The 9819-nt window shown below is 40.9% G+C and carries 12 protein-coding genes (1 of these 12 running past the window's edge); all 12 read right to left on the bottom strand.

Translation table 11 applies throughout. From position 1 onward, the window contains the following. On the bottom strand, positions 1-988 hold the 5' portion of the coding sequence (gene lysS, locus ISX45_RS16085) for a lysine--tRNA ligase (RefSeq protein ID WP_181557406.1). It extends 497 nt beyond the left edge of the window; only the first 988 of its 1485 coding nucleotides appear in the window; it begins with the start codon at positions 986-988; the stop codon falls past the left edge of the window. An 85-nt stretch (positions 989-1073) separates the two neighbouring features. Beyond that, positions 1074-2075: a tRNA dihydrouridine synthase DusB gene (dusB, locus tag ISX45_RS16080; protein ID WP_194519411.1), complete on the bottom strand. Its 1002-nt coding sequence runs from the start codon at positions 2073-2075 to the stop codon at positions 1074-1076. Positions 2076-2091: 16 nt separating this feature from the next. Then, the gene (locus tag ISX45_RS16075; RefSeq protein ID WP_181557404.1) at positions 2092-2313 is read right to left on the bottom strand and encodes a helix-turn-helix domain-containing protein; all 222 of its coding nucleotides are present in this window, start codon (positions 2311-2313) and stop codon (positions 2092-2094) included. Then, positions 2265-2792 (bottom strand): 2-amino-4-hydroxy-6-hydroxymethyldihydropteridine diphosphokinase, encoded by a 528-nt coding sequence (gene folK / locus ISX45_RS16070; RefSeq protein WP_194519410.1) that lies wholly within the window; start codon positions 2790-2792, stop codon positions 2265-2267. The genes ISX45_RS16075 and folK overlap by 49 nt, the downstream gene beginning before the upstream one ends. Further along, on the bottom strand, positions 2793-3182 hold the full coding sequence (gene folB, locus ISX45_RS16065; protein WP_181557402.1) for a dihydroneopterin aldolase: 390 nt from the start codon (positions 3180-3182) through the stop codon (positions 2793-2795). Further along, entirely contained in the window at positions 3145-4002 is an 858-nt protein-coding gene (gene folP / locus ISX45_RS16060; RefSeq protein WP_407649656.1) for a dihydropteroate synthase, read from the bottom strand. The genes folB and folP overlap by 38 nt, the downstream gene beginning before the upstream one ends. Further along, entirely contained in the window at positions 3999-4874 is an 876-nt protein-coding gene (gene pabC / locus ISX45_RS16055) for an aminodeoxychorismate lyase (RefSeq protein WP_194519409.1), read from the bottom strand. The genes folP and pabC overlap by 4 nt, the downstream gene beginning before the upstream one ends. 3 nt (positions 4875-4877) lie before the next feature. Then, positions 4878-5456, bottom strand: coding sequence for an aminodeoxychorismate/anthranilate synthase component II (gene pabA, locus ISX45_RS16050; RefSeq protein ID WP_181557400.1), 579 nt, complete (start codon positions 5454-5456; stop codon positions 4878-4880). A gap of 5 nt (positions 5457-5461) precedes the next feature. Continuing rightward, positions 5462-6880, bottom strand: coding sequence for an anthranilate synthase component I (trpE, locus tag ISX45_RS16045; RefSeq protein WP_194520735.1), 1419 nt, complete (start codon positions 6878-6880; stop codon positions 5462-5464). A 127-nt stretch (positions 6881-7007) separates the two neighbouring features. After that, positions 7008-7934, bottom strand: a complete 927-nt coding sequence (gene cysK / locus ISX45_RS16040; protein WP_181557399.1) for a cysteine synthase A — start codon at positions 7932-7934, stop codon at positions 7008-7010. Positions 7935-8029: 95 nt separating this feature from the next. After that, positions 8030-8932 carry an Hsp33 family molecular chaperone HslO gene (gene hslO, locus ISX45_RS16035; protein WP_181557398.1) on the bottom strand — a complete coding sequence of 301 codons (903 nt, stop codon included), beginning with the start codon at positions 8930-8932 and terminating at the stop codon, positions 8030-8032. 16 nt (positions 8933-8948) lie between these two features. Continuing rightward, entirely contained in the window at positions 8949-9722 is a 774-nt protein-coding gene (locus ISX45_RS16030; protein WP_181557397.1) for a type III pantothenate kinase, read from the bottom strand. Positions 9723-9819: the final 97 nt, after the last annotated feature.

The raw sequence follows: 9819 nt of genomic DNA, 5'->3' as shown, positions 1-9819 counted from the left end.
CCCCTACGTATTCTTTAATTGCATCAACCATGTGAAGTCGTTTCCATTGAGGTGTTAAGTCGACCGTATGTTCACCGTATTGGATTTTCGTTGTTCCTAGCACTTCTTGAGCGATATGCGCAATCATATTTTCCGTTAAGCTCATAATATCTTTATAGTCCGCATATGCTTCATATAACTCAAGCATTGTAAATTCAGGATTATGCCGCGTTGAGATTCCTTCATTACGGAAGACACGGCCAATTTCATACACCTTTTCCAATCCACCAACAATGAGGCGTTTTAAGTGTAATTCAATGGCAATACGCATATATAACGGAATATCTAACGCGTTATGATGAGTAATAAACGGACGAGCAGCGGCCCCGCCGGCAATCGAATGCATCATTGGTGTCTCTACCTCTAAATAACCATGGCTATCTAAATAACGGCGCATCGATTGAATAATTAAACTGCGTGTAATAAATGTGTTTTTACTTTCTGGATTCATGATTAAATCAAGGTAGCGTTGTCGATACCGTTGCTCGATATCTTTTAAACCATGGTATTTCTCAGGAAGAGGGCGTAATGACTTCGTTAAAAGTTCATAAGATGAAACTTTAATAGATAACTCGCCGACTTTTGTTTTAAACACTGTACCGTGAACGCCAACAATATCTCCTAAATCAGAAGTGTCAAACAGCTCGTATTGTTCTTCACCAACATCATCTTTACGGACATAGATTTGAATTTGCCCTGTTACATCTTGAATATGAGCAAATCCTGCTTTTCCCTTTCCGCGCTTTGTCATAATGCGCCCAGCAATTGCTACTTTGATTTGTTTCTCTTCTAATTCTTCTTTTGACAAATCTCCGTATAAGTCAAAAAGTTCTTGCGCTTTATTCGTACGTTCAAAACGCTTTCCAAATGGATCGATTCCTTTTTCTCTTAATTTATGTAATTTTTCTCGACGAACTCGCAATTGGTCATTTAATTCTTCATGACTCATATCATTCACTCCATTATTAAAGTTTTATGAAAAATACTGCCAGCCAAGGCTGGCAGTAAATAATACATACATTTATTTTCCTTATTTACACAGCCTGTGCATTGCTTTGTTGTTTGTTTTCGACTTCTTCTACAAAGTTCATTAACAGGGTAACAAGTTCTTCTCGTGTGTTACATTCGTTAATCTCATTGCGAATTTTTGCATTTCCGCGAATACCTTTTAAATACCAAGCAGCGTGTTTGCGCATTTCTTTTATGGCAATATGCTCGTTTTTCAAAGCAATTAAACGGTCTAAATGTAAAATACATACTTCGATCTTTTCTCTTACAGAAGGCTCCGGGATAAGCTCTCCTGTTTCCAAATAACGAACAGTACGATAAATCATCCATGGGTTTCCGAGAGCAGCTCTACCGATCATAACACCGTCTACGCCCGTTTCCTCTAACATTCTCTTCGCATCTTGAGGTGTTTGTACATCACCATTTCCAATGACAGGGATGTTGACCGCTTCTTTTACCTGCTTAATGATATTCCAATCCGCTTTTCCTTCATACATTTGCACTCTCGTTCTCCCATGAACAGCAACCGCCTTGCCACCAGCCCGCTCCACCGCTTGAGCGTTTTCGACTGCGTAAATATGGTTCTCATCCCAGCCGATTCGCATTTTTACTGTTACAGGCTTTTCTACTGCATCGACGATCGCAGCGACCACATCATAAATTTTGCTCGGGTCTAATAACCATTTTGCACCTGCATCACATTTTGTGATTTTTGGAACAGGACAACCCATATTAATATCAATAATATCCGCATTGGTATTTTTATCAACGAATTTAGCTGCTTCTACTAGCGTTTCCTTCTCTCCGCCAAAAATCTGTAGGCTTAATGGCTTTTCGCGCTCATCAATGTACAACATTCCTAGTGTCTTTTCATTATTAAACAAAATTCCTTTATCGCTGACCATCTCCGCACAAACAAGTCCCGCACCAAACTCTTTCACGGTTAGACGAAACGCAGAGTTACATACACCTGCCATCGGGGCAAGCACAACGGGATTTTTTATTTCAATATCACCAATTTTCAGCATCTCTCTACCTCCTTTTTCAATGATCGGAATCGGTCTTCGGTGGAGCAAGCTCATCTACCGTTATATTTAATAGCTTCGCCACCTTGTCTAAAAATTGCTCCGTTGGCAAACGATTCCCGCGCTCAATTTCACCTAAAACGGATACAGAGACTCCTAGATCTTTTGCTAAACTTTCTTGTGTATATCCTTTTAGTTTTCGAAAAGCGCGAATACGTCTTCCCCACTTTTCTGCTTCCATATGCGGACCCCTTCTCTATCTGGTAATTCATCTATGATTAATGCTATATGCTGCTTTACGTTCGGAATACGTATATGAGCATCAAGTTCAAATAACGGAACTAATACGAATGCTCGCTCTACCATTCGTGGATGTGGAATGGTAAGTTGCTCTGTTTCAATATTTTCACGATTATATAATAAAATGTCAAGGTCTAACGTACGTGGTCCCCAACGAATTCCCCTTTTTCTACCAAGTTCCTGTTCAATTTTTCGCGTCACTTCTAGCAAAGCAAATGGTGAAAGGGTGGTTTGAATTTTAATAACCATATTTAAAAATTTATCTTGCTCCACATAACCAACCGGGTCTGTTTCATAAATGGATGACGTGTCGATAACAGAAATTTGTTCATGTTCATCCAGCTTTCTTACAGCTTCCCGCAAATAGTAAAGACGGTTTCCTACATTAGAGCCAAGGGCAATATATGCATAACTTTCCATTTATCGACTCCTTACAATCTCTACCGCTACAGATTCATAGTGCCCCTTAATAGGCGGGTTAGGTTTGATTACTTTCACTGTACAACGATCAATGGTTGGAAAAGAGGATAAAATATTATGAGCGATGTTTTCTGCAACCGCCTCAATGAGGGCAAACTGTCTCTCTTCAACAACTTCCTTACAAATTTCATACAGCTTGGCGTAATTGACAGTGTCGTCTAGGCGATCACTGTTCCCTGCCTTTTGTAAATCTGTTTCGACAATGAGATCAACGAAAAAACGTTGCCCAAGCACATGCTCTTCAGGGAGTGCCCCATGGTACCCATAAAACTCCATCCGATTGACATAAATTTTATCGATGACGATCGCCCCCTTTTCCAAGCATGGCATCCATCATCTTAGCCATTCGCGCTATCGGTAACACATCATGAACACGAACAATATGAACTCCTTTTGCAATTCCAAGACAAATTGTTGCCCCTGTTCCTTCTACACGCTCGTCTACAGGTAGATCAAGAACGTGACCAATAAACGATTTCCGCGATGTTCCTAACAACACAGGGTAACCTAGCTTTGTAAATTCGTCTAAATGTCTCATCACTTCCAAATTATGTTCAAATGTTTTTGCAAAGCCAATGCCCGGGTCTAGAATGATATTTTCATCCTTTACCCCGGCATTTTTCACGAGTTTCACACTTTCAAATAAATCCGCGATCATATCGGAAATTAAATATTCATACTGAAGGTCATGCCGATTGTGCATTAAAATAATGGGAACATCATAATGAGCAGCGACTTCTGCCATTTTCTTATCCGCTTTCGCTCCCCATACATCGTTAATAATATGTGCTCCCGCTTCAATCGCTTGTCTAGCGACTTCCGCCTTATACGTATCAATAGAAATCGGAACATCGACTTCTTCGGCTACCGCTTTAATGACAGGAATGACTCGTCTCAACTCTTCTTCTAATGATACTTTTTCGGCACCAGGTCGTGTCGATTCTCCCCCGATATCAATGATATCCGCTCCATCAGCGACTAGTTTTTTCGCATGCTCGACCGCTTGATCTATAGCGTTAAATCGACCGCCATCAGAAAAAGAATCCGGTGTTACGTTTAAAATTCCCATCACCATAGTTTTACGTTGTAAATCTAATTCATAAGAGCCACAACGAATGACAAAAGATGTTAAGTTCGTTTCTATCATCATTTCATGTCGATCCTTTCCGTTAGTTCGTGTCTTGTCCATAGAAAAGAGGTAAAACGTTCATAATGCTTTTTCAGTAACTTAGTCAATGGACCGCTAGCTCCAAGATAAAAACAGTCATCTACTTGGCCAACAGGAACAATTTCTTGAATCGAATTCGTTACAAATACTTCGTCTGCCTCTTTTAACTCATCAAGAGAGTAGAATCCTTCTTGACAATCAATTTGCAACGCTGTAAGCATAGCGATCACAAATTGTCTTGTCACACCATTCAAAATTCCTGTACCAACAGCTGGGGTATACACCGTTCTATTTTTAACCCAAAAGATGTTAGAAACAATTCCTTCAGCAATGAACCCTTTTTCGTTCAGGAAAATGCCTTCCAATTTAGGGTCGTTCCCAATTTCCCATTTACCTAATACATTGTTAAGATAATGATGAGATTTTAACCGTTCTTTTCCCTCAGGGCTATTTCTTCTTGTTTTTAGAATTCTACATACCTTTTCAATGGAAGAAGACAACATAAGCGGCTTCATATAGACAATAACAGTTGGCTGGTTATATTCGCCTGTCTGCAAGCCGATGTCACCTACACCTGCTGACACATTTAAGCGAACATAGGCATTTTTTAATTGATTCGCCTCCAGCAGCTGATAAATAATTTGGGTAACCTCATTCCGATGAAGGGTTAAGGCAATATTCATTTCCCGTAAGCTGTCATGGAGTCGCGCAAGATGATCGTCTAAAAGAAACGGATGTCCATCATACGTGCGAAACGTCTCAAACACACCAAGCCCGTACATAAAGCCATGATCAAACGGTGAAATGCTCGCTTCGTCCTTATGAACAATATCACCATTTACATATAAATACATCGATTATCGAACCCTTTTATATGTTTCAATAAAGTTTTTTAATAGCTGCATGCCATGGCTTGTCATAATCGATTCTGGGTGAAATTGTACCCCTTCAATCGGCAATGTTTTATGACGAATCGCCATAATCTCGCCTTCTTCCGTCCATGCCGAGATGTCAAAACAACTTGGTAGCGTTTCTTTTTTGACAATCAGCGAATGATAACGCGTCGCCGTAAATGGATTAGGAACATTCGTAAAAATCGTCTTTCCGTCATGAAAGATTTGTGATGTTTTCCCATGCATTAACCGTTCTGCTCGAACAACCTCTCCACCAAATACTTGCGCGATTGACTGATGGCCTAAACACACGCCGAAAATCGGAATTTTCCCGGCAAAATGTTCGATGGCGCTCATACTTATTCCCGCTTCATCCGGGCTGCACGGACCAGGCGAAATCATTAGAAAATCAGGGTTCAGTTTCTCGATCTCTTCGATCGTAATTTCATCATTTCGCTTTACAATTAATTCTTCCCCTAATGCCCCTAAATATTGAACTAAGTTGTACGTAAATGAATCGTAATTATCAATCATAAAAATCATCTTTCTCACCTCATGCTCAAAAATGGTTGCTCTGCTTCGCTCAACTCTTTTGCTTTCCAAAGCGCTGCCGCTTTTTTCAAACATTCTTGATACTCATATTCAGGACGTGAGTCAATGACAATGCCTGCTCCTGCTTGTACGTGAGCCATCCCGTCTTTTGCGATCATCGTTCGAATTGCAATATTCAGTTCCATATCCCCATTAAAGCCTATCCAGCCAATGGAACCTGTGTATACACTGCGCCGTACTGGTTCGAGCTCCTCAATAATTTCCATCGTCCGCACTTTTGGTGCTCCCGTAATCGTTCCTCCTGGAAAGACCGCTTGAATGACGTCAAACGCATCTTTTCCATCCTGCAACTGTCCTGATACGTGGGAAACAATGTGCATGACATGAGAATACGCTTCAATCGTCATCCATTCGTCTACTTTTACTGTACCATATTGACATACTCTTCCTAAATCATTACGTTCTAAATCAACGAGCATCACATGCTCAGCTCTCTCTTTTTCATTTGCTAGTAGCTTTGCTGCAATTTGTTCATCTTCCCCTTTTGTTTTCCCGCGTGAACGCGTTCCAGCAATAGGTCTTGTACTAACTTTACTCCCCTTTTTCTTCACAAGCAGCTCCGGCGAACCGCTGACAATTTGAAACTCTGGAAAGTGAAGGTACGCCATGTACGGAGAAGGATTAAGCAAACGCAGCTGTTCATAAATATGAAACGGATACGTTAAAAGCGGCTTCGATTGACGGACAGATAAATTGACTTGAAATACGTCACCTTGAGCAATATATTGCCGTACTTTTTCGACTGCTTCCATAAATTCCACTTCTGTCATTGAGACAGTTTCTTTTTCCGCTGTTGGTACAAACGGCATCAGCTCTACTTCCGCACGCTCTTTTAACCATAATGCCTCATATTGAGCAAGTCTTTGCTCAGCCTCTTGCTGCTCCCCTTCTATATAATTTGTAATGAGATATAATGTTTGTTCATCATGATCGTAAACAAATACATCATCAAAAATAAGAAAATATAACTCAGGAAGCTGAAGATCATCTTTCGCTTTGGAAGGAAGGCGTTCAATATAACGAGCACAGTCATAACTAACGTATCCAATCGCTCCCCCCTGGAATTGCGGTCCCTCACTAAAAGAAACGGTTCCTGCTTGCACAAACCATTGCTTCATTAACAACAATGGATTACCGTGCCACCGCTCTTCTTGCCCTTTATACCGAACAACTAGCTCTGTTCCCTTTCCTTGTATAGTTCCAGCTGGATATAATCCGATAATGCTATAGCGTCCCGCCCGGCCGCTTTCTAACAAAACATGATATGGTTCGTTTTTCGCTAACGTTTTATATTGTTGAAACCAATCTCGTTGTTTATAAGGGATCTTTCGCTTCAGGATTTTTCGTGCTTGCATAAACGGTCGTTCCAACTCCCTCCTTACATTCGATACGTTTATTGTACAATGAATTGCAGCACATATCATTATGAAAAAAATTTCGACAGGGACTTGTCCCTGTCGAAAAAATGTTTTGAATGATTTCTTATTCTTCAAATTGGTACAATGCCGTGCTTAAATAACGTTCACCATTACTTGGAATAATCGCCAATACTTTTTTCCCTTTTCCAAGTTCTTTCGCCACTTTTAATGCCGCATGAATTGCAGCACCTGATGAAATACCGCCAAGTATCCCTTCTTCACGAGCGGCACGTCGAGCTGCTGCAAACGCTTCTTCTGTTGTTACGGCAATCACTTCATCATAAATGTTTGTATCTAAAATGTCTGGCACAAATCCTGCGCCGATGCCTTGAATTTTATGAGGCCCTGGTTTTCCTCCTGACAATACTGGGGAATCTGCCGGTTCCACCGCGTAAATTTTAATGTTTGGATATGCTTCGCGAAGCACTTGGCCAGCCCCTGTAATCGTTCCGCCAGTACCGATTCCTGCAACAAACGCATCCAATTGGTCGCCCATTTGTTCAACGATTTCTTTTCCTGTCGTTAAACGATGGATTTCTGGATTTGCTTCGTTTTTAAATTGTTGTGGCATAAAATAACCATGTTCACTCGCTAGCTCTTCCGCCTTGCGAATCGCTCCACGCATTCCTTCACTTCCTGGTGTTAACACTAGCTCTGCCCCGTAAGCACGCAATAAATTACGACGTTCTAAGCTCATTGTATCTGGCATGACAAGAATCGCCTTATATCCTTTTGCAGCTGCGACCATCGCTAAGCCGATTCCTGTGTTTCCGCTTGTTGGTTCGATAATCGTGTCACCAGGTTTTAATTTTCCTTCTTTTTCTGCCGCTTCGATCATCGCTAAGGCAATACGGTCTTTCACGCTGCTTCCAGGGTTCATAAATTCCAATTTCACATACACGTCTGCACTGTCTTCGTCAACGATGCGATTTAATTTCACCGCTGGAGTGTCACCGATTAATTCTGTAATGGAGTTTACTGCACGAGCCATTTTTCTTCACCCCTAATCCCGATTAATTTTATCGAATTTGTTTCAAATGTATCAGCTATTGTCTCAATTGTCAATCATTTAAATTTTTTAACTTTTTATTCAGATGAAGTTTGGGATGAAGTTTGGGCAAGATGTTTTAGCTCTTCTAACTCCTCTTTTGTAAAATGATAAGTTTCATTACAAAAATGACAGGATGCTTCCGCATGACCTTCTTCATCTATAATTTCTTGAATTTCTTCAGGCCCTAAGCTCATAATAGCATCGGCAATCCGCTCCCTCGAACATCTGCATACGAACGCAACAGGAAGCGTTTCAAGAATGTTAACATTTCCTTTTCCTAATACCTCTTCTAACACTTCTTCTGGCGTTAATCCTTTTTCAATCATTCTCGAAACAGGTGGAATGGATTGAAGTCGCTGTTCGATCTCCTCGATCGTTTTCTCGTTTGTACCAGGCATTAGCTGAAGAATAAACCCTCCAGCTGCTAATATCGTGTTATCTGGATTGACTAAGACACCTACGCCAACAGATGAAGGAATTTGCTCGGAAGACGCAAAATAGTAGGTAAAATCTTCTCCTAATTCTCCAGAAACAATCGGTACTTGTCCAGTAAAGAAGTCTCGCAGTCCTAAATCTTTGACCACGGTTAACGTTCCGTTTGTTCCTACGGCTCGTGCCACATCTAATTTGCCGTATTGGTTTAAGTCAAAATGAACATGGGGATTCGTCACATATCCGCGTACTTCTCCTTTTGCATTACTGTCTACGAGAATTGTACCAACGGGTCCGCCACCTTCAATTTTAATCGTTAATTTACTATCCCCTTTTAGCATTGCTCCCATCATAACTCCTGCTGTCATAGCGCGCCCAAGCGCAGCCGAGGCGGTAGGCCATGTCTGATGACGTCGTTGCGCCTCGCTCACCGTTTCTGTGGTACGTACCGCATACGCCCTTACTTGTCCATCATATGCTAATGCCTTTACTAAGTAGTCTGACATAAAACTCAACCTTTCGTTATTTTTTATCGACGTTTTTCTCGTATAAAAGTTGCAGTCCTTTTAGAGTTAAAAATGGATCAACAATATCAATGACGTTCGATTCATTCGCAATCAGAGAAGCGAGCCCGCCTGTTGCAATGACTTTAGGTGGAAGAGCACTTTTTTCTTTCATTCGTGATACGATTCCTTCCACTTGTCCAACATATCCATATAAAATCCCCGCTTGCATCGCGCTTACGGTATTTTTACCAATAATGTCATCCGGACGGGCGATTTCAATGCGAGGTAATTTCGCTGCCCGAGAGTAAAGCGCCTCCGTAGAAATGGTAATTCCGGGCGCAATCGCTCCCCCCATATATTGTTTATGTTCATTGATATAACAATACGTCGTTGCCGTACCAAAATCGACAATAATCAGCGGACTTCCATACAAATGAATGCCGGCTACCGCATTAACAATTCGGTCTGCCCCTACTTCCCTTGGGTTATCATATTTAATATTTAATCCTGTTTTAATACCAGGACCAACGATTAAAGGTTTTATATGGAAATATTTGAAACACATCCGTTCAAGGGCAAACATAATCGGTGGCACAACAGAAGAAATAATAATACCGTCAATATCAGAAAAATCGAGACCGACATGATTCAGTAGTGCCTTAATCGTCATGCCGTATTCATCTTCTGTTTTTCCACGGCTTGTTTCGATGCGCCAATGATGTTTTAATTCCTCTCCGTCATACACCCCGAGAACCGTATTTGTATTGCCAACATCTAACACAAAAATCATCGCTTCATCCCCACTTTTCACAAGTTCTTACTTTTTTCATCATATCATAACTCCTTGTTCTTACGGTAAAAAAAGATGTCCCTGTAAAAAGAGACAT

It is taken from the genome of Thermaerobacillus caldiproteolyticus, assembly GCF_015326725.1.
Taxonomy (GTDB): domain Bacteria; phylum Bacillota; class Bacilli; order Bacillales; family Anoxybacillaceae; genus Thermaerobacillus; species Thermaerobacillus caldiproteolyticus.
This window is presented reverse-complemented; position numbering and strand designations above follow the sequence as displayed.